27 protein-coding genes are annotated in these 26,649 nt (G+C 67.6%); 11 read left to right on the top strand and 16 right to left on the bottom strand.

Annotation, left to right across the window (positions count from 1 at the left end):
- Nucleotides 1-2 precede the first annotated feature (2 nt).
- From ACFVTE_RS08480 to ACFVTE_RS08465, 4 genes are all read left to right on the top strand, one after another.
- Nucleotides 3-950, top strand: coding sequence for a carbohydrate ABC transporter permease (locus tag ACFVTE_RS08480; protein ID WP_387099113.1), 948 nt, complete (start codon nucleotides 3-5; stop codon nucleotides 948-950).
- The gene (locus tag ACFVTE_RS08475) at nucleotides 950-1,885 is read left to right on the top strand and encodes a carbohydrate ABC transporter permease (protein ID WP_387099111.1); all 936 of its coding nucleotides are present in this window, start codon (nucleotides 950-952) and stop codon (nucleotides 1,883-1,885) included. The genes ACFVTE_RS08480 and ACFVTE_RS08475 overlap by 1 nt, the downstream gene beginning before the upstream one ends.
- Before the next feature lie 52 nt (nucleotides 1,886-1,937).
- Nucleotides 1,938-3,647, top strand: a complete 1,710-nt coding sequence (locus tag ACFVTE_RS08470) for a glycoside hydrolase family 13 protein (RefSeq protein ID WP_387099109.1) — start codon at nucleotides 1,938-1,940, stop codon at nucleotides 3,645-3,647.
- A gap of 120 nt (nucleotides 3,648-3,767) precedes the next feature.
- Nucleotides 3,768-4,733: an aldo/keto reductase family oxidoreductase gene (locus ACFVTE_RS08465; RefSeq protein ID WP_387099107.1), complete on the top strand. Its 966-nt coding sequence runs from the start codon at nucleotides 3,768-3,770 to the stop codon at nucleotides 4,731-4,733.
- Between the two features lie 79 nt (nucleotides 4,734-4,812).
- Here ACFVTE_RS08465 and ACFVTE_RS08460 read toward each other — a convergent pair whose 3' ends face one another.
- Together ACFVTE_RS08460 and ACFVTE_RS08455 are read right to left on the bottom strand one after the other, a co-directional pair.
- Nucleotides 4,813-5,733: a TauD/TfdA dioxygenase family protein gene (locus tag ACFVTE_RS08460; protein ID WP_387099105.1), complete on the bottom strand. Its 921-nt coding sequence runs from the start codon at nucleotides 5,731-5,733 to the stop codon at nucleotides 4,813-4,815.
- Between the two features lie 75 nt (nucleotides 5,734-5,808).
- Entirely contained in the window at nucleotides 5,809-6,846 is a 1,038-nt protein-coding gene (locus tag ACFVTE_RS08455) for an ABC transporter substrate-binding protein (protein WP_387099103.1), read from the bottom strand.
- 318 nt (nucleotides 6,847-7,164) lie between these two features.
- Between ACFVTE_RS08455 and ACFVTE_RS08450 the strand changes: the two genes are divergently transcribed.
- The 7 genes from ACFVTE_RS08450 to ACFVTE_RS08420 are packed head-to-tail and all read left to right on the top strand — an operon-like array spanning nucleotide 7,165 to nucleotide 12,590.
- Entirely contained in the window at nucleotides 7,165-8,028 is an 864-nt protein-coding gene (locus tag ACFVTE_RS08450; RefSeq protein WP_387099101.1) for an HpcH/HpaI aldolase/citrate lyase family protein, read from the top strand.
- 27 nt (nucleotides 8,029-8,055) lie between these two features.
- Nucleotides 8,056-8,997, top strand: coding sequence for a DUF2797 domain-containing protein (locus tag ACFVTE_RS08445; protein WP_387099099.1), 942 nt, complete (start codon nucleotides 8,056-8,058; stop codon nucleotides 8,995-8,997).
- A 48-nt stretch (nucleotides 8,998-9,045) separates the two neighbouring features.
- Nucleotides 9,046-9,270, top strand: coding sequence for a DUF3188 domain-containing protein (locus ACFVTE_RS08440; protein WP_387099097.1), 225 nt, complete (start codon nucleotides 9,046-9,048; stop codon nucleotides 9,268-9,270).
- A 35-nt stretch (nucleotides 9,271-9,305) separates the two neighbouring features.
- Nucleotides 9,306-9,767, top strand: a complete 462-nt coding sequence (locus ACFVTE_RS08435) for a MaoC family dehydratase N-terminal domain-containing protein (protein ID WP_387099095.1) — start codon at nucleotides 9,306-9,308, stop codon at nucleotides 9,765-9,767.
- A 2-nt stretch (nucleotides 9,768-9,769) separates the two neighbouring features.
- Nucleotides 9,770-10,207 (top strand): MaoC family dehydratase, encoded by a 438-nt coding sequence (locus ACFVTE_RS08430; RefSeq protein WP_387099093.1) that lies wholly within the window; start codon nucleotides 9,770-9,772, stop codon nucleotides 10,205-10,207.
- Between the two features lie 12 nt (nucleotides 10,208-10,219).
- Nucleotides 10,220-11,488 (top strand): MFS transporter, encoded by a 1,269-nt coding sequence (locus tag ACFVTE_RS08425; RefSeq protein WP_387099091.1) that lies wholly within the window; start codon nucleotides 10,220-10,222, stop codon nucleotides 11,486-11,488.
- A gap of 34 nt (nucleotides 11,489-11,522) precedes the next feature.
- Nucleotides 11,523-12,590 (top strand): UDP-N-acetylmuramate dehydrogenase, encoded by a 1,068-nt coding sequence (locus ACFVTE_RS08420; protein WP_387099089.1) that lies wholly within the window; start codon nucleotides 11,523-11,525, stop codon nucleotides 12,588-12,590.
- A gap of 46 nt (nucleotides 12,591-12,636) precedes the next feature.
- On the opposite strand, the gene ACFVTE_RS08415 is transcribed toward ACFVTE_RS08420, so the two are convergent.
- From ACFVTE_RS08415 to ACFVTE_RS08350, 14 genes are all read right to left on the bottom strand, one after another.
- Nucleotides 12,637-13,743, bottom strand: a complete 1,107-nt coding sequence (locus tag ACFVTE_RS08415; protein ID WP_387099087.1) for a winged helix DNA-binding domain-containing protein — start codon at nucleotides 13,741-13,743, stop codon at nucleotides 12,637-12,639.
- Between the two features lie 201 nt (nucleotides 13,744-13,944).
- Nucleotides 13,945-15,075, bottom strand: coding sequence for an aspartate-semialdehyde dehydrogenase (gene asd, locus ACFVTE_RS08410; RefSeq protein ID WP_387099085.1), 1,131 nt, complete (start codon nucleotides 15,073-15,075; stop codon nucleotides 13,945-13,947).
- A 76-nt stretch (nucleotides 15,076-15,151) separates the two neighbouring features.
- A complete protein-coding gene (locus ACFVTE_RS08405; RefSeq protein WP_387099083.1) occupies nucleotides 15,152-15,553 on the bottom strand; it encodes a hypothetical protein in 402 nt (133 codons plus the stop codon).
- On the bottom strand, nucleotides 15,540-16,193 hold the full coding sequence (locus tag ACFVTE_RS08400) for a hypothetical protein (protein WP_387099081.1): 654 nt from the start codon (nucleotides 16,191-16,193) through the stop codon (nucleotides 15,540-15,542). Before ACFVTE_RS08400 ends, ACFVTE_RS08405 begins: the two co-directional genes overlap by 14 nt.
- 9 nt (nucleotides 16,194-16,202) lie before the next feature.
- Nucleotides 16,203-17,282 (bottom strand): WXG100 family type VII secretion target, encoded by a 1,080-nt coding sequence (locus ACFVTE_RS08395; protein ID WP_387099079.1) that lies wholly within the window; start codon nucleotides 17,280-17,282, stop codon nucleotides 16,203-16,205.
- Nucleotides 17,283-17,400: 118 nt separating this feature from the next.
- Nucleotides 17,401-17,619, bottom strand: a complete 219-nt coding sequence (locus ACFVTE_RS08390) for an NF038396 family protein (RefSeq protein ID WP_387099077.1) — start codon at nucleotides 17,617-17,619, stop codon at nucleotides 17,401-17,403.
- Nucleotides 17,620-17,622: 3 nt separating this feature from the next.
- The gene (locus ACFVTE_RS08385) at nucleotides 17,623-18,207 is read right to left on the bottom strand and encodes a dihydrofolate reductase (protein WP_387099075.1); all 585 of its coding nucleotides are present in this window, start codon (nucleotides 18,205-18,207) and stop codon (nucleotides 17,623-17,625) included.
- Nucleotides 18,204-19,007 carry a thymidylate synthase gene (locus tag ACFVTE_RS08380; protein ID WP_387099073.1) on the bottom strand — a complete coding sequence of 268 codons (804 nt, stop codon included), beginning with the start codon at nucleotides 19,005-19,007 and terminating at the stop codon, nucleotides 18,204-18,206. Before ACFVTE_RS08380 ends, ACFVTE_RS08385 begins: the two co-directional genes overlap by 4 nt.
- A gap of 9 nt (nucleotides 19,008-19,016) precedes the next feature.
- The gene (locus ACFVTE_RS08375) at nucleotides 19,017-19,484 is read right to left on the bottom strand and encodes a GntR family transcriptional regulator (RefSeq protein ID WP_387099071.1); all 468 of its coding nucleotides are present in this window, start codon (nucleotides 19,482-19,484) and stop codon (nucleotides 19,017-19,019) included.
- The gene (locus ACFVTE_RS08370) at nucleotides 19,481-21,139 is read right to left on the bottom strand and encodes a hypothetical protein (protein WP_387099069.1); all 1,659 of its coding nucleotides are present in this window, start codon (nucleotides 21,137-21,139) and stop codon (nucleotides 19,481-19,483) included. Before ACFVTE_RS08370 ends, ACFVTE_RS08375 begins: the two co-directional genes overlap by 4 nt.
- A gap of 100 nt (nucleotides 21,140-21,239) precedes the next feature.
- On the bottom strand, nucleotides 21,240-22,211 hold the full coding sequence (locus ACFVTE_RS08365) for an NUDIX domain-containing protein (RefSeq protein WP_387099067.1): 972 nt from the start codon (nucleotides 22,209-22,211) through the stop codon (nucleotides 21,240-21,242).
- 11 nt (nucleotides 22,212-22,222) lie between these two features.
- Nucleotides 22,223-24,472, bottom strand: a complete 2,250-nt coding sequence (locus ACFVTE_RS08360) for an RNA degradosome polyphosphate kinase (protein WP_387099065.1) — start codon at nucleotides 24,470-24,472, stop codon at nucleotides 22,223-22,225.
- A 104-nt stretch (nucleotides 24,473-24,576) separates the two neighbouring features.
- Nucleotides 24,577-25,548, bottom strand: coding sequence for a mycothiol synthase (gene mshD, locus ACFVTE_RS08355; RefSeq protein ID WP_387099063.1), 972 nt, complete (start codon nucleotides 25,546-25,548; stop codon nucleotides 24,577-24,579).
- A 274-nt stretch (nucleotides 25,549-25,822) separates the two neighbouring features.
- Nucleotides 25,823-26,521 (bottom strand): response regulator transcription factor, encoded by a 699-nt coding sequence (locus ACFVTE_RS08350; RefSeq protein WP_354257717.1) that lies wholly within the window; start codon nucleotides 26,519-26,521, stop codon nucleotides 25,823-25,825.
- Nucleotides 26,522-26,649 lie beyond the last annotated feature (128 nt).

Here is a 26,649-nt window from a genome sequence, read left to right as displayed (position 1 = left end):
CCATGACTACAACCTCAGAGACGGTGCAGGCAGCCCCGCACGCCGCGCCCGCCGTTCCCCCGAAATCCCCGCAGCGCACCGGCAGGTCCAAGAACAGGATCGATCCTGCCTACTACTGGATGGTGGTGCCGGTCCTGGCGCTGTTCGCCTTCTTCATCACGCTGCCGGCACTCGTGGGCGTGTTCTTCAGCCTGACAAACTACGCCGGCTACGGCGACTGGAAGTTCATCGGCCTGTCCAACTACGTCAACATCTTCAAAGACCCGGCCATCCTGCAGTCCTACATCTTCACTTTCGTGTTCGCCCTGACCACCACCGTGGTGGTCAATGTCGTGGCACTCGCGATCGCACTCGGCCTGAACGCCAGGATCAAGTGGCGCACCGGAATCCGCACCGTGTTCTTCATCCCCATGGTGCTCTCGGCCCTGGTGGTCTCCTTCGTGTTCAACTACCTGTTCTCCAACACCCTGCCGGTAATCGCGGACAGCCTCGGTGTGACGCCGTTGGCCACGAGCATCCTGGCCAACGAGAACTACGCCTGGCTGGCCATCGTGCTGGTCACGGTGTGGCAGGCGGCCCCCGGCGCCACCATCATCTACCTGGCCGGGCTGCAGAGCGTCCCGGCCGAGGTGTATGAGGCCGCGGACCTCGACGGCGCAGGCAGCTTCCGGCAGTTCGCCAGCCTGACCCTGCCACTCATCCTCGGATACCTCGTCATCAACGTGATCCTCGGCTTCAAGGGCTTCCTCGGAACCTACGAGATCATCGTGGGCCTCACCGGCGGCGGGCCCGGCATGGCCACCCAGTCCGTGGCCATGCGCATCTTCTCCGGCTTCACCGGCGGGGACTACTCCTACCAGATGGCGAACGCGGTCATCTACTTCCTGATCACCCTGCTGATCTCCGTCATCCAGCTGCGCCTTATCCAGCGCCGGGGGGTTTCACTCTAATGACAGCTCTTCCACTGACCGGCCGCCGTACAAACAGCGCCGGCCCTTCAAACAGCCCCGGCACTTCCAACAGCGCAGCCAACCCGCTCCGCAGGAAAAACCGCTCCGGCCGGGAGGGTTACAAGGTCAACTGGTGGCTCACCGCGCTGATGCTGGTGGCCTCCCTGACGGTGCTCCTCCCGCTGTACTTCACCGTGGCTATGGCACTGAAGTCCCCGGACCAGATCGGTACGGGCACGGGACTGGAATGGCCCAGCCCGGTGAACTGGGAAAACTTCGGCGCCGCCTATGTGGCAACGAACTTCCCGCGGGCGTTCATGTCGACGGCGTTCGTCACCGTGCTCAGCGTGCTCGGTTCGCTGGCCTGCAGCTCGCTCGTGGCCTATGCCATCGCCAGGAACTGGAACCGGAAATTCTTCCGCGGCTCCTTCATGTACCTGCTCTCGGCCATGTTCATTCCGTTCCCGGTGATCATCCTGCCCCTGATCAAGCAGACGGCCCTCCTCGGCCTGGACAACCCGGGCGGCGTGGTGTTCCTGCACGTGCTGGGCGGCATCTCGTTCAACACGCTGTTGTACATCGCCTTCGTCCGCTCCATCCCGGTGGAGCTGGAGGAATCGGCCCGGCTCGACGGCGCCACCACCTGGCAGGTCTTCCGCAAGATCATCTTCCCGCTGCTGGCCCCCATGAACGCCACCGTGGGCATCTTCGCCTTCCTGGGCTCATGGAACGACTTCCTGCTCCCGCAGATGATGATCGCCGACCCCGCCCTGCAGACCCTTCCCGTGGTGCAGATGCTCTTCCAGGGGGAGTTCAACACCAACTACAGCCTCGCGTTCGCCTCCTACCTGATGGCCATGGCACCCACCTTGGTGGTTTACATCCTGGCCCAGCGTTGGGTACTGTCCGGAGTCATGCGCGGGGCCGTCAAGTAGACCCATCACACCAGTCCAACAAAAACCCCAACCACAAGAAAAGGACCATCCCTTGTCCACCACCGCCACGCTGGCAACCCTTTCCGATTCCGACCGTCTGGCCGATCCGAACTGGTGGCGCCAGGCGTCCGTGTACCAGATCTACCCCCGCAGCTTTTCCGACTCGAACGGCGACGGCCTGGGCGACATCAAGGGCATCACCGCCAAGGTCCCGTACCTGAAGACGCTCGGAATCGACGCCGTCTGGCTCAGCCCGTTCTACCCCTCGGCGCTCGCCGACGGCGGCTACGACGTGGACGACTACCGCAACGTGGACCCGAAGCTCGGCACGCTCGAGGACTTCGACGAGATGGCCGCCGCCCTGCACGCCGCCGGCATCAAGCTGATCGCCGACATCGTCCCGAACCACTCCTCGGACCGGCACGAATGGTTCAAGGAAGCCCTCGCCTCCCCGAAGGGTTCACCGGCCCGGGACCGCTACATCTTCCGCGACGGCAAGGGCCCCAACGGCGAGTTCCCGCCGTCTGACTGGGACTCCGTCTTCGGCGGCCCCGCCTGGGAGCGCATCACCGAACCGGACGGCACCCCCGGCCAGTGGTACATGCACATCTTCGCCAAGGAGCAGCCCGACCTGAACTGGGCCAACCGCGAAATCCGCGACGACTTCCTCAAGACCTTGCGCTTCTGGTCGGACCGCGGCGTGGACGGCTTCCGCGTTGACGTGGCGCACGCGCTCACCAAGGACCTCACCGAGCCGCTGCTCTCCAAGCTGGAGCTGAGCGCGGCCAACACCGGCACGGACGGATTCGACGACGGGTCGCACCCGTTCTGGGACCGGGACGAGGTGCACGAGGTCTACGCCGAGTGGCGCGAAGTCTTCAACGAGTACAACCCGCCGCGCACCGCCGTCGCCGAAGCCTGGGTGCACGCCACCCGCCGGGCACGCTACGCCAGCCCCGAGGGCCTGGGCCAGGCGTTCAACTTCGACCTCCTGCAGGCAGACTTCGACGCCGAGGAGTTCCACGAGATCATCACCCGCAACCTGGCGGAGGCCGCGGCCACCGGCGCCTCCTCCACCTGGGTCTTCTCCAACCACGACGTCGTCCGGCACGCCACCCGCTACGGCCTGCCCAAGGGCTCCAAGGGCAAGCACGCCAAGGGCCAGGACGGCAAGGACTGGCTGCTGGCCGGCGGTCCGGCGGAGCAACTCGATGTGGATCTCGGCCAGCGCCGTGCCCGCGCCGCCACGCTCCTGATGCTCGCGCTGCCGGGTTCCGCCTACCTGTACCAGGGTGAGGAACTGGGTCTGCAGGAAGTGGCCGACATTCCGGAATCCGAACGGCAGGACCCGTCGTTCTTCCGCAACAGGGGAGTGGAAGTGGGCCGCGACGGCTGCCGCGTGCCGCTGCCGTGGTCCGTGGAGGGCACATCCTTCGGGTTCGGCGACGGCGGCGCCCACCTGCCGCAGCCCGAGTGGTTCGCCGGCTACGCCGTCGAGGCGCAGGACGGCACCCAGGGCTCCACGCTCGAGCTGTACCGCACGGCACTGAAGCTCCGCCGCGAGCTGCAGGCGGCCGAAGAGCTGGCATGGATCGAAACGGGAAACCCGGATGTCCTGCACTTCAGCCGTCCGGGAGGGTGGCAGTCCGTGACCAACTTCGGGGACACCGCCGTCGACCTTCCCGCGGGCACCGTGCTGGTGAGCAGCGCCCCGCTGGAAGACGGGAAGCTGCCGGCCAACACCACGGCCTGGCTGCGCTGATCCCACCGGGATACTGACGCTGGCGGCTCCTGGTCTGAGTGGACCGGGGGCCGCCAGCGGCTCGTTGGACACCCGGGCCGGCCTCTGTGCTGGACCCGGAACAAATGGAAGAGTGAAGCCATGACTGAACAGACTGCAGCACCCTACGGCCGGCTGCTCTACGGCTGCATGGGCCTGGGCGGGGACTGGTCGACCGATCCCCACGAAATCACCGACGTCGAGGCCGCGGCCGAGGCGATCGATGCGGCGCTGGACATCGGCGTCACGCTCTTCGACCACGCCGACATCTACCGGCACGGAAAGGCCGAGGCCGTCTTCGGCGAGGTCCTGGCCGGCACCAGCGGCCTGCGCGAACGCATCCAGCTGCAGACCAAGTGCGGGATCCGGCTGAACGAGCGGGGGCTGGAGACACACTACGACCTGAGCGCGGACGCCATCATGGAGCGGGTGAACGGCAGCCTCGAGCGGCTGCGCACCGACTACGTGGACATCCTCCTGCTGCACCGTCCGGATCCCCTGATGGACCCCGCGGAGGTGGCGGCCGCCGTCGGGAAGCTGATGGCGGAAGGCAAGGTGCGGGCGTTGGGCGTGTCCAACATGTCCGCCGCGCAGATCGAGTTCCTGCAGGACAGCCTCGAGACCCCGGTGGTGGCCAACCAGCTGGAACTCAGCCTGCTCAAGCGGGACTGGCTGGAGAGCACGGTGCTGGTGAACCATCCCGATGCCCGCAGCTACAGCTTTCCGCACGGGACACTGGAGTACTGTGCCCGGCAGGGAATCACGCTGCAGGCTTACGGCGCCCTGGCCCGCGGCCATTACACCGGCAACCCGCCCGAGCGACCCACACCGGCCGAGGGCGCCACGGCCGCGCTGCTGGCGGAGATGGCCCGGGAAAAAGACACCACCGTGGAGGCGGTGCTGCTGGGGTGGCTGATGAAGCACCCGGCCGGGATCGCGCCGGTCATCGGTTCGGCCAACCCGGACCGGATCCGTGCCTGCGCCGGAGCCGCCCGCGCGGCCGAGACCATGACCCGGGCCGAGTGGTACCGGCTGTGGGTCACGGCCAGGGGGAGCAACATCCCTTAAAACCCAACTGGGTCGCAGTTGTTGTCGTTATGAGCCTTCAAAACGACAACAACTGCGACCCAGATTGGTGTGGACAACCCTACAGCGGGGCGATCTCCGAGTACGTGGAGGCATCGCCCTTCAGGGCCTGGCTCTGCTTGCCGTCCACGCCCACCGGAATGTCCCCGGCGATGGTGACGCGGTTGAGCTTGCGCGGCTGGCCGTCGTAGTTGTCCGGGGCGTAGTGCTGGGTGATCCGGTTGTCGAAGAGCACCAGCTGGTTCGGTTCCCAGTTCACCCGGACCACGTTCTCGGGCCGGGTGACGTAGGCCTGGAGCAGGCGGATGATGTCCTTGGATTCAGTGTTGGACAGGCCCACGATCCGCAGGCGCTGTGCGAAGCCGCCAATGAACAGTCCGCGCTCGCCGGTCAGCGGGTGGACGCGCACCACGGGGTGGGCCGTCTCGAACTTCAGCCGGGTGAACTCCTTGCGGCGCTCTTCGGAGTTGGCGTGCTCAAGGTTCTTGGGCACGGAGTAGTCATAGTCGTTGGTGTGGATGGCCCACAGGGTGTCGGCGAAGTTGCGCAGCTCGTCCGGAAGATCGGCGTAGGCGCCGGCGGAGGACGCGATCAGCGTCTCGCCGCCGTAAGCCGGCAGGTCGATGCTGCGCAGGGTGGACGCCTGCGGCGGGTTGACCACGAACGTGACATCGGTGTGCCAGTTGTTGGCGGAACCGTTCTCGCTGTCCACCGGCAGGACGTTCTCCTCGCCCTCCACGGATGCCACAGTGGGGTGTGCCTTGGTGAGCGGGCCGAAGTGGCTGGCGAACTTCACCTGCGCCTCGTCGGAGAGGATGTTGGCCTCGCGGAAGACAAGGGCCTTGTGCTCGTTGAGGGCCGCGCGGATCTCCGCAACGGTCTCCGCGGACAGGTCGCCGCTGAGGTCCAGGCCCCTGATCTCGGCGCCGATGCGGGAGCCCAGCTTGGAGAATTCGAGCTTGGTTTCGGTAATGACGGTCATCGTTCTTTCCTCACTTTGTGCGTTGCTTGAATCGGTGCGTTGTTTTGGCTGGTGGCGTTGATATAGCTCGGGCGGTTACTTGGACCCGGTCAGGAGTCCGTTGAACTCGTTGGTGTACAGCTTTTTGGTGTCAAGGCCGGACTTGATGATGCCCGCGGACTTCAGGTACTCCTCCCAGCGGGTGAAGTCCTCGTCCTTGATCTCGCCCTTGGCGGGGACGCCCACGCTCTTCCAGTACTGCAGGGCGGCGGGGTTCTCATTGCGGCCACGTTCCTTCAGGATCTTGGTGAGCCGGGCAATGACCTCCTTGCGGGGCGTGGCCCGCTCCCACTCGATGGCCTTCGCCACGCCCGTGGTGAAGGTCCGGACCGTGTTGGGGTTCTGGGCGAGGAAGTCTTCCCGGAAGACGTAGGGTCCGCCGGCGAACGTGCCGAAGAGCTCGAAGTCGCTGAAGACGGACCGCAGCCCGCCGTTGGCAACGGCCTTGTCCTGCAGGATGCTGCCCAGCGACCCGGCGTCCACCTGGCCGCGGCGGATGGCTTCCTCCGTGTCGTTCGGCGGAACCACCACGAGCTGGACCTGCTTGATCTCGTCCGCGCTCAGACCGTTCTTGCGGAGGTAGGTGTTGATGACCGCCTCCGAGTGGGCACCGAGGGTGTTCACGGCGATTTTCTTGCCGATGAAGTCCCGGGCCGTCCTGATCGGGCTGTCTTCCTTCACGTAGAAGCCGTTGAACGTCTTGCTGTCCTCGCCGTAGTAGTTGATGACGGCCTTCACCGGCGCGCCGGCCTCCACGAGCTTCACCACGGCCCCGGCGAATGCGCCGCCGAAGTCGGTCTGCCCAGTGGCTGCGGACTGGATGTCCTGCGGGCCGCTGATGGTGTTGCCCACCCAGTTCAGCTTGACGTCGCCCAGGTAGCCGAGGTCCTGCGCCAGCTCGGGAAGGGTGACGCTGTTGGCCCAGCCCTGATAGCGCAGCTCCTTGACTTCATTGGCGCCGGACGTCCCGGCGCCGCCTGTGGCATCGCCGGCGGCGCTTCCGCCGCAGCCGGACACCGTCAGGGCGATGACGACGGCGGCCGCAGCACTCAGAATGGTCAGGTGTCGTTTCATTGGGGGTTTCCTTCAGGGGGTTGGTTGGCGGGTTCGCCACGTTCGCTCCGGCCGCTGCAACGGCCGATGGATCGATGTAAGCGCACTCGACAGGACGCAGAAAAGTGCCCGGGTCATGGCGGGCAACCGTTGGAAATCCGCGGAAACATGGCGCAACAGCGGGTCATGAGGCGTCCCGTTGCGGACGGTGAACCGGCGTGACGGGCGGTGCCGGAGAGGCGTGCCCGCGGGGGTAGACTGCCCTTTTGTTCGTAATGGTCTGCACTGCCGGGCGGATCTGCGTCGCGCATACGGGCGCGCGCCCGATACGGTAGAAGCATGACGTCTTCTTCCACAGCCGAGATCACCCGGCAAGAACGCAATATCCCCGCCGAGATCGCCCGCTCGTGGCTGCTTGTCAACGCAATGAAAACCGAGCTTTTCGACCAGTCCGCTGTGTCCCGCGCGGATTCGATCATCCTGGACATCGAAGACGCCGTTGACCCCTCGCAGAAGGACATCGCCCGCGAGAACGTGGTGAACTGGCTCTCCGGCGGCGGCCAGGCCTGGGTGCGGATCAACGACGCCACCAGCAAGTTCTGGGCCGACGACCTCGCAGGCCTGCGCGGCACCCCGGGGCTGCTTGGCGTCATGCTGGCCAAGACCGAGTCCGCGGACCAGGTCACCGAGTCCTTCCACCGCATGGACGGCAAGACGCCGGTCATCCCGCTCGTGGAATCCGCGCTCGGCATCGAGGAAGCCAACCACATCGCCAAGGCCCAGGGCGCCTTCCGCCTGGCCTTCGGCTCCGGCGACTTCCGCCGCGACACCGGCATGGCCAACACCCAGGAGGCCATGGCCTACCCGCGCGCCAAGCTCGTCGTCGCCAGCCGCGTCGGCAACCTGCCGGGCCCCATCGATGGACCCACCGTGGGCACCAACCACCCGATCCTGCGCGAGCAGACCGGCGTCACCGTGATGATGGGCATGACCGGAAAGCTCTGCCTGGCCATCGACCAGACCAGCGTCATCAACGAGGTCATCAGCCCCACGCCGTCGGACGTCGCCTGGGCCACCGACTTCATGAACGACTTCGAAGCCAACGGCCGCGTCATCCGCGACGGCTCCGACCTGCCCCGCCTCGGCCGCGCAGAGAAGATCATGAAGCTCGCGGTAGCGTTCGGCGTGCAGCCCGCGCTGTAAGCGCCATCAGCAACGCCAGGAGACCCCGTGACCGATACCCGTTATCTGGTGCACGGGGTCTTTTGGGATGGGCCGCCGGCCGTTTCCGCAGCGTCCGACGGCGGCAGGCCGGTTCTGCGCCTCCAGCACCGTTCCGGCGGGTTCAGCGAGATGGCGCTCGACGCCGGCACCCGGCTCGGGTTCCGGGTGGCGGACGGCGCCAGGCACTGCCTCGGCCACACTCGGGTCTTCTCCGCCACCGAGCGCCGGCACGTCACATGCCCGGACAGTGCCCAGGCGGTCCGGGGCACCCAGTGCGGGACCTGTCAGCTGGCGGACGACACCCGGCTGATCCACGACTTCCACCGGGGCGGGCGGGTCCCGGCCGGACTGCGGGGCTATCTCATGCAGCCGCACTGGCTCTACGTCGCCACATTCGCCAACGGTGCCAGCAAGATCGGCACGGCCTCGCAGCCGCGCAAATGGAACCGGCTGGCCGAGCAGGGCGCCGTGGTTGCCCGCTACGTCGCCCTGGCCGAGGACGGGCGGGTGGTGCGCGTCCTGGAGGACCTGGCGACGAGCGAAGCGGGCCTTGCCCAGCAGGTGCGCGGCGCCGCGAAGGCCGCGGCCCTCACGGAGCCGATGCCCGGCGTCGAGCTTGACCTGCTGAACCGGCGCCGGGCGGAAGACGTCCGGGCCGTGTTGGCGGGCACCGCCGTCGGGGGTTTTGCCATTGCGGACGAGCAGTGGATCCGCCCCGCCCAGGCCGCGGCGCTGTGCGCCGCGGCTTCCCGGCACGCGTACCCGCACGGGATGGACGGCGGAAGTCACGGCTTCACGCTCAGATCCCTGTGCGGCAGCCACGGGCTGGTCAGCCTGGACGGCTCGGAGCTGGACTTCGTGGTGAACCTCGGGCTGCTGAAGGGGCGGCTGGTGGAACCGGGGGAGCACACCTCGCAGGTGCCGGCCGTGCAGGAAGCCCTCTTCTAAGGAAGGCCCTGAATGGGGGCGGCCAGCCTGACTCGGTAGACTGGCACGGTGCTGCACGAATTCTGGGTCACCGCGCCCAAGTCCTACAAAATCCTGGTCTTCACCGCGATGGGCCTCATCGCCGTCGGTCTGATCCTCAACGTCGCAGGCAACGTCACCGCCAACCAGGGGCTCATGATCGGGTCCTTGCCGGTGATCGGCCTGGGCCTGGTGCTGCACATGGTGGGCCTGGTGGTCCGCGGCCAGCGTGTGCGGAAGAACATCCCCAAGTAGGAAACCGGCACGCGGGCCCCGATAGGCTTGAACCCATGACTATCAATCCGGACCTGCAGGGCCGAAGCTACCCTGCCGCAGAGGTGTATGACGTCGGCCGCGAGAAAATCCGCGAGTTCGCCCGTGCCGTCAAAGCCACCCACCCCGCCCACTTCGATGTTGACGCCGCACAGGGCCTGGGCCACCCCGACCTCGTCGCACCGCCGACGTTCGCGATCATCATCGCGCAGCGCGCCGACGCCCAGCTGATCGAGGATCCGGCGGCCGGCATCGACTTTTCCCGCGTCGTCCACGCCGACCAGCGCTTCACCCACCACCGCCCCATCTTTGCCGGCGACAGGCTCGTCGCCGAGCTGCACGTCGACGGCGTGCGAGCCATGGGCGGCGGTGCCATGATCACCACGCGCAGCGAGATTTTCGTGCTGACGGACGGGGACGGGCGCGAGCCGGTATCCACCACCAAGTCATCCATCCTGGTCCGCGGAGAGGGACAGTAGCCATGAGCCCCACATTCGAAGAACTCAGCGTCGGCCAGGACATCGGCAGCCGCAGCATCGCGGTGACCCGGCAGGACCTGGTCAGGTACGCCGGCGCATCGGGCGACTTCAACCCGATCCACTGGAACGAGGCCTTTGCCACGGGCGTCGAGCTGCCCGGCGTCATCGCGCACGGCATGTTCACCATGGGTGCCGCCGTGCAGCTGGTCAGCGACTGGGCCGGTGACCCGGCCGCCGTCGTCGATTACCAGACGCGTTTCACCAAGCCGGTGCTGGTCACCGACACCACGGGAACCGGCGACGCCGGTGCCGTGATCGACGTCAGCGGTGCGGTCGGCGCGCTGGATGCCGAAGCACGCACCGCGCGCGTGGACCTCACCGTGGTGTTCGACGGCCAGAAGGTCCTCGTCAAGGCCCAGGCCCTCGTCCGGTTGGCGTGACGTGATGCTGTCTTGAGTTCCGCCGCCGTCCAGGCGCGGGAAGTCGCCCTGTGGCGCAACGCGGTGGTCGTGGCCTACGCCGCCAGCGGGCTCGCCTTTGCATCCTGGGTCTCGCGCCTGCCGGCGATCCGCGACGGTCTCGGCCTCACACCTGGCACGGTGGGACTGCTCCTGCTGTGCATGACGGCCGGGTCCTTTCTCTCGGTGTCCGCGTCGGGGCTGATTGTGCTCCGGCTCGGTTCCCGGCGGACCATCCGGACCGGCAGCATCATGGTCGGGTGCGGCCTGGTCCTAGCCGGCTTCGGCACATCCGTCCTGTCCAGCCCGGTTGCGGTTGCGGCGGGCCTGGCAGTCGTCGGACTGGGCACGGCGAGCTGGAACACGGCGTCCAACGTGGAGGGCGCCGCCGTCGAACGGGCCATCGGCCGTCACATCATGCCCCGGCTGCACGGCTCGTTCAGCCTGGGCACGGTTGCGGGGGCCGGGCTTGGTGCCTGGGCAGCGGGCGCGGGCGTGCCCGTCCTCTGGCACCTCGCCGCTGCCGGGCTGGTCGTCGCCGTCTCGGTGACGACGGCGGCACGCTGGTTCCGTGCCGACGTCACGCCCGCGGAACGCGCGGCACCGTACCGGCCCGACAACTTCGAGGACCCCTCCACCGGGCCGATCCCCGTCATCCGGGCGTCAACTGACGGTACTCGGGCCCCGCTGGACAACAAGCGCAAGATCGCCCAGGCCTGGCGGGACCGGCGGACGCTGCTCCTCGGCATCATGGTGCTGGGCCTGGCGCTGGCCGAGGGCGCGGCGGGGGACTGGGTGGCATTGGCTCTGGCGGACGGACACCACCAGTCGGATGCGGCGGGCGCCGCAGGGTACGGGCTGTTCGTCACCTTCATGACCATCGGCCGGTTCGTTGGGACCGTGGTGCTGGACCGGTTCGGCCGGGTCCCGGTGATGCGGTGGTGCTCGGCCATGGCTGTCGCCGGTCTGGCGCTGTTCGTGTTCGCCCCGGTGCCGTGGCTGGCCTACGCCGCCCTGGCCGTGTGGGGGCTCGGCGCCTCGCTGGGCTTCCCGGTGGGCATGTCCGCCGCGGCCGACGACCCCGCCAAGGCCGCCGCCCGGCTGTCAGTGGTGTCCACGATCGGGTACGGGGCGTTCCTGTGCGGCCCGCCGCTGCTGGGGCTGCTGGCTGAGCACGTAGGGATCCTGCACTCGCTGCTGGCCGTCGTGGCCGTGCTGACGGTGAGCTTCCTGCTGTCCCCGGTGGCCCGCAAGCTTCCCTGATTTCCCCTCCTTCTGTTCCCGATAGGCTGGACTGGTGACCTCCCCAATGCTTTCCGAACTGACCACGGCCGCCGTCGGCGGTCCCGCCGGCAAATACGTCGAGGCCCGCACCGAGGCCGAGATCATCGAGGCGGTGCGTGCCGCGGACGCCGCGGATGAGCAGCTGCTGATCATCGGCGGCGGCTCCAACCTGCTGATTTCCGACGACGGGTTCCCCGGAACCGTCCTGAAGATCGCCTCCGCGGGGTTCACCGTCAACGCGGAAGACTCCTGCGGCGGCGTATCCGTGGTGGTGCAGGCGGGCCACAACTGGGACGCGCTGGTGGAGCACGCCGTGCTGCACGCATGGTCCGGCATCGAGGCGCTGTCAGGGATCCCCGGCGCCACCGGAGCCACGCCCGTGCAGAACGTCGGCGCCTACGGTGCAGATGTCTCGCAGACCATCGCCGCCGTCCGCACCTGGGACCGGGAGCGCAACGCCGTGCAGACCTTCACCAACTCGGAGCTGAAGTTCGGGTACCGGGATTCGATCCTCAAGCAGACCACAGTCAACGGGTCCCCGCGCTATGTTGTGCTGACCGTCGAGTTCCAGCTGCCGCTGGGCCGCATGAGCGCACCCATCCGCTATGCCGAGCTGGCGCGGGTCCTGGGCGTTGAACAGGGCCAGCGAGCCTACTCCAACGACGTTCGCCGCGAGGTCCTGCGGCTGCGTGCCTCCAAGGGCATGGTGCTGGATCCGGCCGACCGCGACACCTACTCCACGGGTTCGTTCTTCACCAACCCCATCGTCCCCTCTGGGGTGGCGGCCGGGCTTCCGGAGTCCGCGCCCCGGTACCCGGGCGGCTCCAACGGGCTGATCAAGCTGTCCGCGGCCTGGCTGATCGACCACGCCGGCTTCGGCAAGGGCTTCGGGCTGGAGGAGGGGAGCGTCTCCGGCGGCCGGGCCTCGCTGTCCACCAAGCACACCCTGGCCATCACCAACCGCGGCTCGGCCCGCGCCGCCGACATGGTGGCGATCGCGCGGGAGGTGCGTGCCGGCGTCGTCGGGCGTTTTGGCATTGAACTGCACCCCGAACCGCTCCTGATCGGCATTACGCTCTAGCGAGTGTCTGGCCGGTCTTGGGCGTGGTAGCGCCGGCCCGCACCCGTCAGGACGCCAGGAACCGCTCGTACCGCTCGGCGGCGCGCCGGAAACCGGCGAGGGCCGCCGGGCCCAGGGGCTTCGTGTCGTCGAAGGGAACGGGTACGACGGCGGCCGCCCGCCCGTTCCCCTGCCTCGCCCAGGTGCCGGTCACCTCGCCGCCGGCCACGATGGCCTTCTTGAACACACCGTTGCCGCCGGGCACGATCTTCTGCGCGTGTTCGGGCGGCAGCGTGATGCTCCGGTCCGTGTAGCCGAGGACGAACTCGTCGAACCCCGGCAGCGCAAGGACCGTGCGCTGCCCGGGCACCCCGTCGTCCAGCAATGCGGCGGCCTCCGGCGACAGCCAGTACTGGGTCCCGTCGTGCTCCAACTCGACCAACTGGCCGCTCACCTCCGGCAGCGCCCGCCGGACTTCGGTCAGGGGAATGCTGGACCACCAGGCGAAGTCGCGCAGCGTGGCGGGTCCGTGCCCGCGCAGGTACCGCAGCAGCAGCTCCGCGATCCCCTCCTCCCGGCCCAGATCGCGTGACGACGTGATCCAACGGTCGAACGCAACGAACTTCTGCTGGTTGCCGTCCAGCGGCCCGGGCACCAGCGAGGCACTCTGGCACAGCATCCACAGCAGGTGGGTCCCGCGCTGGGCCTTGGTGGCCTGCCCGGCAGTTTCGAGGGCCGCGAACAGCTCCTCCCGGCTGGCTGCACGTCCGCCGTCAACCACGCCAAGGGCTATTTCGCGGCATTTCTCCACGTCCTCGCTGGTGATTTCCAGCTGCCGGTGCCGCCCGGCCGTGCCCTGGATCATGCGGGCCGTGGTGATGTTCAGGATCCAGTGCAGGTCCCCGGGCGCCAGCAGGTGCAGTGTCCCCCGCATGGGCCACGACCGGACGACCGCACCGTCATCCAGAGCCCTGCGGACATCGCTCAGTCCCGCGCCGGGCACCCGGACACCCACAGCCCACAGCGCCGACTGGAGGTCCTGCGCCTGCATAGCGGTCATCCCACGGACGGCCGCCGGCACGCCGTCGAACCCGGACCCCAGAAGCCCCTGCGACACCAGACGAAGCCGGCCCATCACCCTGGACGAAACCCGGGTCTTCATCGCCGCTGCCATGAGCCCATCCTAGGACGCTCCGGACCGGAGCAAGCACCCGCATCTCAAGCGGCGCGTCCTGAATGCGACCGCGGGGGCGCGGATACAGAACCGGCCCCGCTCCGCGTGATCGGCCCCGGCCCTTGGAACAGCGGGCGGGGCCGGTCGTGCGGGGCAGGGCCGGTCGTGCGGGGCAGGGCCGGTTGAGTAAGCGGAGCCTGGCTACAGCGTGCCGGTGGCGATGTTGAGCATGCGGCGCAGCGGCTCCGCAGCACCCCAGAGGAGCTGGTCGCCGACGGTGAAGGCGCTGATGTACTGCGGACCCATCTCGAGCTTGCGGATACGTCCCACCGGAATGGTCAGCGTGCCAGAGGCGGCCACGGGGGTCAGGCCGGCCATTGAGGCTTCCTTGGAGTTGGGCACCACCTTGGCCCACTCGTTGTCCTCGTCGAGCAGCTTCTCGATCTCGGCAACGGAGAGGTCCTCGCGCAGCTTCAGGGTGAGCGCCTGCGAGTGGGAGCGCATGGCCCCGATCCGCACACAGAGGCCATCCATGATCACGTGGTTCTCATCCGAGGTGCCCAGGATCTTGTTGGTCTCGACGCCGGCCTTCCACTCTTCCTTGGACTGGCCGTTGCCGAGGTCGGCATCGATCCAGGGGATGAGGGAGCCGGCCAGCGGCACACCGAACTGGGTGGCGTCGACGCCGTTGCGCTGGTGGGCCAGCACCTTGCGGTCGATGTCCAGAATGGCCGACGCCGGATCGTTCAGTTCCGTGCTGACCTCGGCGTTGAGCGTGCCGAACTGGCTGAGCAGCTCGCGCATGTGCCGCGCTCCGCCGCCGGAGGCGGCCTGGTAGGTCATGGACGTGCCCCACTCGACGAGGCCGTTCTTGAAGAGGCCGCCAAGGCCCATGAGCATGCAGGAGACGGTGCAGTTGCCGCCGATGAAGTCCTTGACGCCGTTGGCGAGGCCCTTGTCGATGACGTCGCGGTTAATCGGGTCAAGCACGATGATCGAGTCGTCGTTCATGCGCAGGGTGGACGCGGCATCGATCCAGAGGCCGTCCCAGCCACGGCTGCGGAGCTCGCCGTGGACCTGCTTGGTGTAGTCCCCGCCCTGGGCGGTGACAATAATCGGCAGCTTCGCCAGGGTCTCGACGTCGAACGCGTCCTCGAGCTTACCGGCCCCATCAGCGAAGGACGGGGCGGCGCCTCCCGCGTTTGAGGTGGAGAAAAATACCGGGTTGATGCTGGCGAAGTCGCCCTCGTCCTGCATGCGCTGCATCAGGACGGAGCCGACCATGCCGCGCCAACCGACCAGTCCAACGGACGGAGTAGCTGCTGTAGTCATTTAGCCAGTTTATCTTTGGATTTGGCAGGCCGCAGTCGGTTACGTCACGGGCCTTGGCGCGCTCGACGCAATGACCTCAGTCGACGGGCCGCGGAAGGTTGCGGGCTTTGCGCAGCTTCTCGGCCCGGCGCTCCTTGGCATACGCGGACCACGCCGCCAGGGGAACGAAGATCCCGACAGGCACCACCCACCAGACCTCGCCCAGGATGCCCCAGGTGCCGTCGAGTGCGATTCGGACAATGCCGTAGACGATTCCGCCCGTGAACAGCGAGGCAAGAACCGCCAGGAAGAGCAACCCGGCGGAGCTGTTGACGGGTTTCACGAGGCCGTGGCCGTCGTCTTTGCGCACGCCATATTCGTCCGGCGTGTAGCCCACCGTCTCCCCGTTCTCGGCGCGCCGGTAGATCAGCCTGTTGTCGGGGGTCTGTGGCGGAACGTAGCCCGGCTCCTGCGGGACACCCTCGCTACGCCTCGCCACGGGCATCCTCAATCGCTGCCAGCAGCCCGGCATCATCCAGGCCTGCCGTTTCTGCCACCTCGTCCTTGTCGAAGTCGGGAACGCCGGTGGTCCAGGAGGCCGCCTCGCGGCGGATCAGCAGATGCTGTTCGGACGCCAGGGTCTTGAAAACGAGGTACGCGGATCCGCCCTGGTTCTGTTCGACGTGCTGGCGTACCACCCGGAGCGTCGCCTCCGCCGAGGAAATGGCGGGATCCTGGGCGAAGACGAACCAGGTGCCCAGGAGCCGGGGCTGGAGCATCAGGGAAACACCGGGTGCTTCCAGCAGTGCCACGTTGTCCATTGATTCGCCGGTCAGGAGCGAGATCTCGGTCCACCGGGTCGCCTGGCCGAGCGCTGTGGCCACGGCGGCAGCCACACCCTTCACGCCGAGATCGCCGTCGTCATCAACTGCAGCCAGGTCGCGTGCCAGCAGCGACGAGGCGCCGGCAGTGGACAGGGTGACGTCGTCGATCATCTCTTCAGCACGGAACACGCTGACTGAACGGTCACGGGCAGGGCCCTCGAAAACGTTCAGCAGGTAGGCGAACTCGCCGACGCCGAAGCCGATGACGTCGATGCCGAGGCGCGGTTCCTGCTGGGTCGGGTCCTGATCAGTCATGCTTGTCTCCTAATCGCCGAATCCGAAGAACTTGCCCACGGACTTGCCTGCATCAACCAACGTATCCTTCGTGTCGCTCACGAACTTTCCGGGGTCCTTGACGGCGTTGACGACTCCTTCGCCGATGTCCTTGCCGACGCTGCTGATGGTGTCCCAGTTCTCGTACACCGCAATGCCAACGCTGGCGACCTGGCAGACAGTCCCGGCAGGAGGCGGCAGGAAGCACCCGACACCCAAGAGGCCTTTACCCGCGCTGGCCAACCCGCCCTTGATGTCGCCGTCGGAGAAGCTCTTCACCGAGTCGTAGGCACTGAACCCGACGCCGGCCCAGCCAAGACCCCGCGCGAGGCCCGACTTGCCCAGCCACTCGAGCTTGGTGCCGGCGCCGAGCCAGGGCTTCTCCTCCAGGACGGGTCCCAGTTTGGACAGCACACCAATGTGCTTGTTGAGGTTCTTCAGCGACGCAATGTCGGTGGCCTTGTCGATAAACCCGAGCCCTCGGTGGGCGGACGCCGAGCCTTTCAGCAGGTCGTCCAGGGCCGGGTTCCCGAGCAGCCGGTGCGCTGCGAAGCCGGGCCCGCCAATGCGGTGGCTACCCTGCAGGAACGACTTGATGAAGTCCGCCCGCTGGTTCTTCAGCACCCAGCCGTACTGACTGAGGTGCTTGGCAAGGGTGAAGGGGGCCTTGATGAACTTGTGCAGGGTCATGCCCGCCTTGAGCGCACCGACGCCCCCGAGCAGTACACCGCCCAGTACGCCCGGCAATGAAGAGCCCGGATCGCCCAGAGTGACGGGTCCGCCGCCGGAGCCGGGGGCGGCGTCGCTGGCCTTCTCCTGCTCGTTGGCGTTGTCCAGCAGCTTCCGGGACTCGTCCTTGAGGGCGCGGGCTGTCCGCTGGATGAGCGCCCGGTGGTTGCCGTTCCAGTCCGAGCGGAACTGCGTGGCGTCGTTGCCCTTCCACGAAGGGTTGTTGTTGATCTGGTTGGTCAGCTGCGATGACGTCTGCAGCAGGGTGTCGGAGACCTTTCCGAACTGCTGCGCGAGTGTGCGAAGCTGCGCGACGTCGGCGCCCCACAAATTTCCTGTCACTGCTGCATCATCCCCCAAATCCGGACCGCCCCGGACGGAGACGGTTGCTGCTAAGTCCAGCCATCACTCTAGTTCGGGCCCAGGTGCGCCGCGATGGGCAGCCCTCCCCATCCGGACGCTACTGGCGGTCGGGCTCCTCCAGTAGGGCATTCCTGCGGGCGCGCAGGGCGAAGAAGGCGCCGAAGGCAAACACCTGCGTCACCACCACCAGCACGATGATGCCGGCGATCTTGTTGCCGCCCAGGATCATGGTCAGGCCAACAATCGCGGACAGCAGTGCCAGCAGCGGCAGCAGCATGTAGCCGAGCACAAAGAGGGTTTCGGGTTTACGCAGCATCTTCTAACCTTCCGAGCGGTTCCACTTGGTGAACCGGTAGCGGGTGCCGTTTGCCCCCGTGAGCCAGCCGTCGGAGGGCACGGACGGGCCGGGCACCCAGCCGTCGCCGAGCTCCGGGGCGTACGTGTCGCCGTCGGCGTCGACGTCGATGGTGGTGACCACCGCGACGTTTGCCAGGCCCGTGGACTCCTTGAAAATCTCGCCGCCGCCGAGGATCCAGACTGCCTCACAGCCCGGGGCGAACTGAGATTCGAGCAGGGCGTCATCGAGGGATTTCACGACGACGGCGCCCTCCGCCTCGGGCGTGCTGCCCCAGTTTTCCTGCCGGGTGATGACGATGTTGGTCCGGTTGGGCAGCGGACGGTACTTGGCCGGGAAGGACAGCCAGGTCTTGCGGCCCATGATGACGGGATGGCCCGTGGTGACCGTGGTGAAGTGCTTCAGGTCCTCGGGCAGGTTCCACGGCATGTCGCCGTCCTTGCCGATGACGCCGGCGGGGGTCTGTGCCCACACGAGCCCGATCCCGGACATCCCTGCCGCGATGTCCTCGCTGAAAGCCTGCCCGTCCATAGTGCCCTCCGTGCTCATACGGCGATCGGCGCCTTGATCGTGGGGTGGTGCCGGTAGCCCACCACTTCGAAGTCGTCCAGGGTGTAGTCGAAGATCGACTCCGGCTTGCGCGTGATCTTCAGCTGCGGGTACTCGTACGGTTCCCGGTCCAGCTGCTTCAGGACCTGGTCCATGTGGTTGTCGTAGATGTGCACGTCCCCGCCAGTCCAGACGAATTCACCGGGCTCGAGTCCCACCTGCTGCGCCAGCATGCAGGTCAGCAGCGAGTAGGAGGCGATGTTGAACGGCACGCCGAGGAACATGTCCGCCGAGCGCTGGTACAGCTGGCAGGAGAGCTTGCCGTCCGCGACGTAGAACTGGAAGAACGCGTGGCAGGGCGGCAGTGCCATGTCCTTGAGTTCACTCACGTTCCAGGCCGACACAATGTGCCGGCGCGAGTCCGGGTTCGACTTCAGGCTCTCCACGAGCTCGGCGATCTGGTCGATGTGGCCGCCGTCCGGGGTGGGCCAGCTCCGCCACTGGACGCCGTAAACCGGCCCGAGTTCACCCTCGGCATCTGCCCACTCGTTCCAGATGGTCACACCCTGGTCCTGCATCCACTTCACGTTGGAGTCGCCGCGGAGGAACCACAGCAGCTCGACGGCCACGGACTTGAAGTGCACCCGCTTGGTGGTGATCAGTGGGAAGCTTTCGCCCAGATCGAAGCGTATCTGGCGACCGAAAACGCTGCTGGTTCCGGTGCCGGTGCGGTCTGATTTGTGCGTGCCGTTGGCCATGACGTCGCGCAGAAGGTCTTCATAGGGCGTTGGGATGCTCACCCGTCCAGTCTAGTCGGAGGCCGTCGAAGGGTTTGAAGGCAGGCCGCGGCGGCGCTGGAGACTGACCCGGAGCAGCGCAAGAAGCTCCTCGTCCGGCAGTCCCGCCTTGGCCGCGGCGTCGATAAGACGTTCGACGGCGGCACCGAGTTCCGCTGCGGCCGCACCGGAGCCGGCGGTCCCGGCGCCGGCCCCTCCGGAGCCGCGCACACCGGTGTCCGGCGAACCGTGCGCCGGAGGCCCGAGGACGACGGTGCCGTTGCGGCGCCGGGTTTCGATCAGCCCGGCCTGTTCGAGTTCCCTGTACGCGCGGGCAACGGTCCCGGCGGCAAGCCCCAGGTCAGCCGCCAGGCTGCGGACCGCCGGCAGCCGCGTCCCGGCAGTGAGGGCTCCAGCGGCGATCAGCGCGCTGATCTGCAGCCGGATCTGCTCGTATGGGGGAATGGGGGAGCCGAGGTCCACCGAAATGCCCGCGGTCATCGCGCAGGTTCCACCGGCGCGCGGCGGGCTGCCGGTGCGCTCCTCGGGCCGAAAGCGGTCACGCGGATCAGGGACAGCACCACGGCGGCTGCCAGCAGCACGTACCCGGTGGCGGCCGCGGCACCTTCCCACATCTCTGCCGGACTGGTCTGCGTTCCGAGCAGCGCACCCCATGAGCGGCTTCCCGATATCAGCAGTCCGCCGCCCTGGGCCAGCAGGAAGGCGGCCAGAATCCGCACGATCCTGTTCAGCGTGACGGCGCGGAGCGCCGCATCCAGTCCGCCATCCCGGGCGATGATGCCGCGGCGCCGGCGCACGGCAAGGGTAGCGGGAACAGCCGTGACGGCGACGGCGGCAGTGGCCACCGCCGTCGTAATCCAGGCCGGCGATTCAGCCGTTCCGGGCGGAAGGGCTGCTTCTCCAACGGCGGTCAGCACCGTTACTACGGCCAGGACCACCGTGGCAACGATGGCAGCGGTGAGGAGCGCGGGAGCCACCGGCTGGACCGGCCAGCCGCGGGCTGCCGAGGAAGCGCCGTAGTTCCGTCCGAGTAGCAGTTCTCCAACCAGGATGGCCAGCAGGACGCAGACAGCCATCACGGCTGAGATCACGCTGGCGCGGACCGGATTGGTCGTGCCCAGAAAGAAGAGGGCGGCAACCCCCGGTGCCACCGCTGCCAGCGCCAAGAGGGGGCCGAGGGACACAGTGAGCACCGCTGCTGGATGCTTCTCGCGGCGGAGGTTCCGGGCGTTTGTCCGGCCCGAAGCCGGAGTCCGCCCGCTTCGGGCCTCGCGGCGCCGGACACCGGCCAACTGCGGCGGCTGCCACAGCCACATCACGAACAACACCACCACGGCCAGCAGCCCGCCGGGATCGGCCCAATCGGTGGTAACCGCGGGATCGGGCCGGGCCGCATAGTTGGCAGCAATGGAAGCAAGCCCGGCGGCGACGGTCGAGACCGTCCGCAGCAGACGGTTCATCGCGATCGTGCGGAGAATTTCGTTGTCACCTGCATCCAGTGCTTCGAGCTGCCGGCGGCGGGAAATCAGCCACAGCACCAGGATGGTTCCGGCCGCCAGCAGCAGGAGGGCGGCGGCAAGGCAGGCCGTCAGTTCGGTGCCGGGAATCCGTCCGTCGCCGCCCACGAGGGGGCCGGCTTCCCCGTAGGGCGGGGAGGTGTAGGGCAGCGGACGGTACGCCGGCTGCGTGGCCGCCCAAGCGATGCTTGCGGCGGAGGCGGCGAAGATGCCGAGCGTGGCCCACGCGAGCTTCCGCGGGAGAAAGTCCCTGACCCGCCGGACGGCCAGGGTTGCCAGCCGCCGCGAACGGCGGGGTCCCGGGTAGCTGAGTTGGCCCAGCGCGTGGACGCCGAGGCAGCCGGCTACCGGCCAGGCCAGCGCCTCCAGGATGTCGGCAGGCTGCTGCAGCGACGGCGTCTGTGGATTGAGGGGAATGATGCCGGCGTTCGCTGCTCCCTGCAGTGTGCTGGCCAGCCAGCCGATGACGCCGACCCAGAGCGCATGGTCCGAGACTGACTTGGGCGAGGTGCCTCCGCTGGGCGCCCAGACAACCCAGCGCAATAGTCCGTATATGCCCACTGCGGCCAGCAGCGGTCCCAGCAGCGCCATGGGCGGCAGCTCAAACTGTATTGGCAACAGATCCCCCAGTGATCCCCAAAGCGCCTGATCCGCAGCGCCATCTTTGTGCCAAGTATTTGATACAAAGATGGCATGGTCAAGATGGGGCCGCGGGGGCTCAGTCGTCGAAGGGCTTGAACTGCTCCACGGAAACGATCCTGCTCTTGCTGCCATGCGCCACGTGGCAGATGATCATTTCCCCCGGGGCGAGGTACGGGTCCGCCGCCGGCAGCAGTCCTTTGAGCCGCGGGGTCATGTAACGGGCCAGCTGACCCAGCACCGTGGGGAGGGCCGGCCGGTGGGTGCACAGCACCACCGCGCGCTGCTTGTCGAACAGGGCGTCGACGGCGGCCGCTGTCTTTTTCGGGTTGCGGGCGTGCCGGTGCTCCGTCAGGGCGTCCACCAGTTTCACCTTGGCGTCCGAGGACTTGGCGTAGGGGGCGATGGTGGCCACACAGCGCAGCCACGGGCTGGTGACCACGCGCAGCGGTTTCCACGCCTTCAGCAGCCGGTGCACGGCCTGTGCCTGGCGGATGCCGGTGGCGGCCAGGGGACGTTCGCCTTCCGCTTTGGTCCACGAGGATCGCGGCTTGGCCTTGGCATGGCGCACGACGACGAGCGGCCAGGTCTGCAGTTCCCTGCGGGCATGCGCCGCTGCCAGGTGCTCCAGCGGCGCCCGGTCCGAGGGGTTGGACAGCAGTTCGGCGGCGCGTTCCGGGGTGCACCACATGACGCTGTCCACCTCTTTACCGTCGGGGCGAAGGGAGTTGCCCGTGACCTCGACGGCCCAGTAGTGCACAACCTTCAGTCCGGCAGAGACGTGGTAGTGGATGGGCGGGAGCGGAATGCCGAGGGGCGCCACAAGTCCGATCTCCTCCTCGACCTCACGGACGGCGCACTCGGGCACCGTTTCGCCGGGGTCAAGCTTGCCCTTGGGCCAGGACCAGTCGTCGTACCGCGGCCGGTGGATCAGGAGGACTTCCAGCTGGTCCTTCTTGACGCGCCAAGGCAGGGCGCCGGCGGCCGTGACGGCTACCGGCTCGCCCGGGTGATCGGTCTGATCCGCTATGGGTGAGTCGCTGCTCTTCAAAGGCCGGGTTCCTACCGCCGGGCGACGGCGCGCTGGCGGGAGCGTGATGCCAGGAGCCAGGACTGGACGTCGTCAAGCTTGCGGCCGTCCTCGCCGATGTGGTGGCGGGTCCACACGCCGTCGCTGTCCAAGTGCCAGCTGGACGTCTCGGGGTCCATGTACCGGCGCAGCAGGTCCAGGACGTAGGCGGTGTCCTCGCCGCCGGACAACTGCACCAGCGCCTCCACCCTGCGGTCCAGGTTGCGGTGCATCATGTCCGCCGAACCGATGTACACCACGGGGTCGCCGCCGTTGCTGAAGGCGAACACGCGCGAATGCTCCAGGAACCGCCCCAGGATGGAGCGGACCGTGATGTTCTCGCTGAGCCCGGGGATGCCGGGGCGCAGCGAGCAGATGCCGCGGACAATGACGTCCACCTTCACGCCGGCCTGCGAAGCGCGGTACAGGGAATCGATGATGGCCTCATCCACCATGGAGTTGACCTTGATCTGCACCCGCGCGGGAATGCCTGCCCGGGCGTTGCGGATCTCGGTTTCGATCCTGTCGATCAGGCCCGAGCGCACGGAGCGCGGCGCCACCAGGAGCCGCTTGAAGGTCGACTTTGGGGCGTATCCGGACAGTTGGTTGAACAGCTTGGTGAGATCCTCGCCCACCTGCTCGTTGGCGGTCAGGAGACCCAGGTCCTCGTAGTAGCGTGCCGTCCGCGGGTGGTAGTTGCCGGTTCCGATGTGGCAGTAGCGGCGGAGGCCGTCCACCTCCTGGCGGACCACGAGGGAGAGCTTGCAGTGGGTCTTCAGGCCCACGATGCCGTAGACCACGTGGACGCCGGCCTGCTCCAGCTTGCGGGCCCAGGAGATGTTGGCCTGTTCGTCGAAGCGGGCCTTGATCTCCACGAGGGCCAGCACCTGCTTGCCCGCCTCGGCGGCGTCGATGAGGGCGTCCACGATGGGGGAGTCACCTGAGGTGCGGTACAGGGTCTGCTTGATGGCCTGCACCTTGGGGTCCGCCGCCGCCTGTTCCAGGAATGCCTGGACGGATGTGGAGAACGAATCGTACGGGTGGTGCAGCAGGATGTCGCGTCGGCGCATGGCGGCGAACACGTTCGCGGCCTTGGACGTCTCGGACTCGTTCAGGTACCGGGACGTGTGGGGCACGTGCTTGGGGTAGTGCAGGTCCGCGCGGTCGATGCCTGCGATCACGGACAAACCGCGCAGGTCGAGAGGGGCCGGGACGGAGTAGACCTCTGACTCGTCCACTCCGAGCTCGCGGATCAGCAGTGCACGGATGTTCGGGTTGATGTCGTTGGTGACCTCCAACCGGACGGGCGGGCCGAACCGGCGGCGGAGCAGTTCCTTCTCGAGCGCCTGCAGGAGGTTCTCGGCGTCGTCCTCTTCCACCTCGACGTCCTCGTTGCGGGTGACGCGGAAGGTGTGGTGTTCCAGGACCTCCATGCCGGCGAAGAGCTGGTCCAGGTGGACGGCGATGACTTCCTCGAGGGCGATGAACCGTGCCACGCGGCCGGGCACCGAGCCGGCGCGCGGGCCGTCGATGGAAATCAGGCGGGGCAGCTGGTCCGGCACCTTGACGCGGGCGAAGAGCTCCTTGTCGCTGACCGGATTCCGCACCACCACGGCGAGGTTCAGCGAAAGCCCAGAAATGTAGGGGAAGGGGTGGGCGGGGTCCACGGCCAGCGGGGTGAGGATGGGGAAGACCTTCTCCGCGAACATGGCGCTGAGCCGGTGCCGGGCCTCGTCGTCGAGCTCGTCCCAGTGCATGAGGTGGATGTGCTCGTAGGCCAGCGCGGGCCGGATCTGCTCCGCGTAGACCTGGGCGTGCCGCTGCTGCAGGCGGTGGGCGGCCTCGCCGATCTGTTCCAGGACCTGGACGGGGCTCAGCCCGGCGGGGGAGGGGACGGCGAGCCCGGTGGCGATGCGGCGTTTCAGGCCGGCCACGCGGACCATGAAGAATTCGTCGAGGTTGGAGGCGAAGATCGACAGGAAGTTGACGCGCTCCAGCAGGTACAGGTCCGGGTCTTCGGCAAGTTCGAGGACGCGGGCGTTGAACGCGAGCCAGCTCAGTTCGCGGTCCAGGAACCGGTCCGGGCTGATCTCACCCTCAGGTTCCAGGATGGCGGCGAACTCGGGGATGTCGATCCGGTCCTGCGTGGCGCGGGACGCCGGCACTTCGGAGGAGCCGAACCGGGCGCGCACAGGGGCCGCCTTGATTTCGGTGGTGGCTGTTCCGGCGGATTCCGGTTGCATGCGCTCTCCTTGGGTACTGGCGGGTTTAGTTTCAACCTTACAAGCATTAACCAGTCCGGGACCCGAAGATTTCGAGGCCGGCGGCCCGCGTGCAGGAGGTGTGATCAGCGTCCCTCGAGCGGCCCGTACATGACGTCCATATCCCATCGCGTGAAGCCCAGGCGCCGGTACAGCGAGACGGCCGGGGTGTTGTCCGCGTCGGTATACAGCATGACGGCGTGCAGCCCCTGCTGCTGGAGGTGCCGGATCCCGGCGATGGTCAGCGCCTTGCCCAGGCCCATGCCCTGCGCGGCCGGCGTAACGCCGACAACGTAGACCTCGCCGATGGCCGGGTGCGTCCCGTGCTGCGGATGCACCTTGGTCCAGTGGTAACCGAGGAGCCGCCCGTCCCGGTCCTCGGCCAGCAGGAAGCCCGCGGGGTCGAACCAGGCCTCGTCCATCCGGGCCTGCAGGTCGGCCCTGGTGAGGGAGCCCTGCTCCGGGTGGTGCGCGAAAGCCTGACGGTTGGCCACGAGCCAGGCCTCCTCATCCTTGCCCGGCACAAAGGCGCGGATCGAGACCCCGTCCGGAAGACCGGCGTCGGGCAGGTCAGAGGCGGCAGTGGTGAGACGCATCTTCCACAGTTCCCGGACCGGTCCGTAGCCGTACCGGGCTGCCAGGTCAGCCGCTGCCTCATGGTTGCCGTGCGACCAGGCCTTGAGCCCGTCCAGGCCGCGGGAGGACTTGAGCGTGCCCACGAGCCGGTCCCCCACGCCCTGGTTCCGGTAGCTGGGGTGCACCGCGATTTCCACCACGCCTGTCCCGTCGGGCTCCTCGACAACGACGGCGAAACCGGCCAGGTCCTGTGCCGTGGCGGGATCCGACTGCTCGTCGGGGGCGTAGAGGGCCAGGGTCAGCAGCGTGTGCGGGCCGGTGTCCGCGGCACGCATGCTCACGAGGGTCTGTTCGGAAATGGGGGGATTGCCGTCCGATTCCTCGGCGGCGGCCAGCAGGGCACGGACGTCCCGCAGCAGCTCGTCATCCACACTGCCCTTGATGACAAGGACGGGCCATTTCTCCGGGTGCGCTGGACTCATGCTGTAAGGCTATACGGACGCCGCCCGGGGCGCCCGATTTGGAACAGGCCGGTGCGCCCCGTATAGTCGTTACCTCAACCGGCAAACACGCAGGTTGTGAGGGGGATCCACCACTGGGGTGGCCTCGATACGTTCGACCCGTATGTCCTCCACTCAGCAGTAAGAAATGCAGAACGGCCCGGCTCTGGTGAGCCGGGCCGTTCTGCATTTTGCCGTGGGTTCTTGTGGCCGCGCCGGGCCCCGTGTTGGGGGCCTGGGTGCCCGGGCGTCGGGCCTACGCCTCGGTGAGTTCGTCCTCCTGCTGGCGCATCAGGGTGAGCCGGTAGCCCACGTTGCGCACCGTGCTGATGAGGTTCTCGTGGTCGGCGCCCAGCTTGGCGCGCAGCCGCCGGACGTGGACGTCCACGGTCCGGGTGCCGCCATAGTAGTCGTAGCCCCAGACCTCCGTGAGGAGCTGCTGCCGGGTGAAGACCCGGCCCGGGTGCTGTGCAAGGTACTTCAGGAGTTCGAATTCCTTGAAGGTCAGGTTCAGTGCCGCGCCGTTGACGCGCGCCGTGTAGCTTGCCTCGTCAATTACGACGCCGGCGGCCCGGATTTCGGAGGGAGCCTCCTCCTGCTCCGGTACAGCCCGGGCTACACAGAGACGGATCCGCGCCTCCACTTCGGCAGGGCCTGCCGAGTCGAGCACGATGTCATCGACAGCCCACGCGGAGGAGACGGCCGCCATGCCGCCTTCGGTGAGGATCAGCACCAGCGGTGCGCTGAGGCCGGTGGCCTTCAGGAGCTGGGTCAGGGAGCGGGCGCCCACGAGGTCTTTGCGCGCATCCAAAAGCACGATGTCGCAGGGGTCCGTCTCGAGCAGCGCGGTGGGCTCCGCGGGCAGGATGTGCACCCGGTGGTTCAGGAGTTCCAAGGCAGGCAAAATGTCCACCGATGACCCGGTGCTGTTGGTCAGTAACAGGATGTGCGACATTATTCCTCCAAGGGGCTGTCCGCGCATCGTCGGGCGACTGAGCTGATGTCTGAGTATACCCAACGGCCCCCGGACGGACACTGATGGGCCGCACCCGCGTGCCTTGTTTACGACATATGGCGTTCACA

This window comes from Arthrobacter sp. NPDC058097 (assembly GCF_042884885.1).
GTDB lineage: Bacteria > Actinomycetota > Actinomycetes > Actinomycetales > Micrococcaceae > Arthrobacter.
Note: the sequence above shows the minus strand (reverse complement) of the source record. Positions and strands in the feature narration are given on the sequence as shown.

Coding starts and splice junctions, on each gene's coding strand:
- ACFVTE_RS08480 (WP_387099113.1), top strand. CDS start 3: ATGACTACAACCTCAGAGACGGTGCAGGCAGCCCCGCACGCCGCGCCC.
- ACFVTE_RS08475 (WP_387099111.1), top strand. CDS start 950: ATGACAGCTCTTCCACTGACCGGCCGCCGTACAAACAGCGCCGGCCCT.
- ACFVTE_RS08465 (WP_387099107.1), top strand. CDS start 3,768: ATGACTGAACAGACTGCAGCACCCTACGGCCGGCTGCTCTACGGCTGC.
- ACFVTE_RS08460 (WP_387099105.1), bottom strand. CDS start 5,733: ATGACCGTCATTACCGAAACCAAGCTCGAATTCTCCAAGCTGGGCTCC.
- ACFVTE_RS08455 (WP_387099103.1), bottom strand. CDS start 6,846: ATGAAACGACACCTGACCATTCTGAGTGCTGCGGCCGCCGTCGTCATC.
- ACFVTE_RS08450 (WP_387099101.1), top strand. CDS start 7,165: ATGACGTCTTCTTCCACAGCCGAGATCACCCGGCAAGAACGCAATATC.
- ACFVTE_RS08435 (WP_387099095.1), top strand. CDS start 9,306: ATGACTATCAATCCGGACCTGCAGGGCCGAAGCTACCCTGCCGCAGAG.
- ACFVTE_RS08430 (WP_387099093.1), top strand. CDS start 9,770: ATGAGCCCCACATTCGAAGAACTCAGCGTCGGCCAGGACATCGGCAGC.
- ACFVTE_RS08415 (WP_387099087.1), bottom strand. CDS start 13,743: ATGGCAGCGGCGATGAAGACCCGGGTTTCGTCCAGGGTGATGGGCCGG.
- asd (WP_387099085.1), bottom strand. CDS start 15,075: ATGACTACAGCAGCTACTCCGTCCGTTGGACTGGTCGGTTGGCGCGGC.
- ACFVTE_RS08400 (WP_387099081.1), bottom strand. CDS start 16,193: ATGACTGATCAGGACCCGACCCAGCAGGAACCGCGCCTCGGCATCGAC.
- ACFVTE_RS08390 (WP_387099077.1), bottom strand. CDS start 17,619: ATGCTGCGTAAACCCGAAACCCTCTTTGTGCTCGGCTACATGCTGCTG.
- ACFVTE_RS08385 (WP_387099075.1), bottom strand. CDS start 18,207: ATGAGCACGGAGGGCACTATGGACGGGCAGGCTTTCAGCGAGGACATC.
- ACFVTE_RS08375 (WP_387099071.1), bottom strand. CDS start 19,484: ATGACCGCGGGCATTTCGGTGGACCTCGGCTCCCCCATTCCCCCATAC.
- ACFVTE_RS08360 (WP_387099065.1), bottom strand. CDS start 24,472: ATGCAACCGGAATCCGCCGGAACAGCCACCACCGAAATCAAGGCGGCC.
- mshD (WP_387099063.1), bottom strand. CDS start 25,548: ATGAGTCCAGCGCACCCGGAGAAATGGCCCGTCCTTGTCATCAAGGGC.
- ACFVTE_RS08350 (WP_354257717.1), bottom strand. CDS start 26,521: ATGTCGCACATCCTGTTACTGACCAACAGCACCGGGTCATCGGTGGAC.